Source organism: Mesorhizobium sp. M0800 (assembly GCF_040320095.1).
In the GTDB taxonomy this organism is placed as follows: domain Bacteria; phylum Pseudomonadota; class Alphaproteobacteria; order Rhizobiales; family Rhizobiaceae; genus Mesorhizobium.
Genome location: NZ_JAMYOZ010000081.1, coordinates 1 through 1,088, shown reverse-complemented (window position 1 = coordinate 1,088; position 1,088 = coordinate 1). Strand labels below are relative to the sequence as shown.

Sequence of the window (1,088 nt, the reverse complement as noted above, 5' to 3'; positions counted from 1 at the left end):
GCGTAGCGAGAACGTCGAGATACTATCGGACAAGACCAATGCCGCTGTCATGCGGCATCCTGGTCGGGCCTTCCCCGGCGTTCTCGTTCAGGGTGACAGCCTTTATATTCTGTGTCAGCGAGCGGATCTGGCCTGCAAGGAAGTCGGGCGAGGTTCGCCGGGTTACGACGAACTGAATGATCTTCGCAACGCTCTGTGGTCATATCTCAACCATTATAAGGTTACACTGCTGGAGCACGACATAGCGCTTCCCTTCTCAGAACAGCAGGCACCCTGAAGCCGGCCTTTCAATATCGTCGCTGATGTGATTCAGCGGCTGTATGAGCCGATATGATCTGACCGACTTCGAATGGCGCGTGATCCAACCGCTCCTGCCCAACAAGCCGCGAGGCGTGCCGCGCGTGGACGACCGCCGCGTGCTGAACGGCATCTTCTGGGTGCTACGATCAGGCGCACCGTGGCGCGACCTGCCGGAGCGTTATGGACCGCGCACGACCTGTTACAACCGCTTCGTGCGATGGCGAAAAGCAGGCGTGTGGCATCGGCTCATGGACGCTGTCAGTGCCGCGCATGACGGTGAAATCCAGATGATCGACAGCACTTCTATCCGGGCGCACCAGCAGGCTGCGACAGGAAAAAAGGGGATGCAGATCAATGTCTCGGCCGCTCCCGAGGCGGGCTCACGACCAAGATCCACGTGGTCGTCGATGCGTGCGGGCTGCCGATCCGGCTCGGCCTGACAGCAGGGCAAGCCCATGACGGGCAGATCGTCGATACACTCCTCGACCACCTCGGTCCGCGCGCCATCGTGCTGGCGGACAAGGCCTATGATGCCGACCGCATCCGGGAGCTGATCCAGCAGCAGGGTGCCACGCCGAACATCCCGGCCAAGCGCAACCGGAAGTGGAAACCCTGCTTCAGCAAGCGGCTCTATCGCGAGCGCAACCTGATCGAGCGGTTCTTCTCCAAGCTGAAGCACTTCCGTCGCGTCGCCACCCGCTACGACAAGCTGGCTGCCAACTTCCTCGCCATGATCCAGCTCGCTTCGATCAGGCTATGGCTTCGCGCTAATGAGTCTACGGCCTAGT

The 1,088-nt window shown here is 60.8% G+C and carries 2 protein-coding genes; both read left to right on the top strand.

Annotated features, from left to right (window positions below; all coding sequences use genetic code 11):
• Window positions 1-277 (top strand): DUF6959 family protein (locus NKI18_RS33305; protein ID WP_353022082.1); only part of this gene is annotated, 277 nt, incomplete at its 5' end.
• Window positions 278-320: 43 nt separating this feature from the next.
• Window positions 321-1,087, top strand: a protein-coding gene (locus NKI18_RS33300; RefSeq protein WP_352622789.1) for an IS5 family transposase whose coding sequence is annotated in 2 segments (ribosomal slippage) — window positions 321-633 and window positions 633-1,087 — 768 coding nt in all. Because the reading frame shifts where the segments join, the coding sequence is not laid out codon by codon here.
• Window position 1,088: the final 1 nt, after the last annotated feature.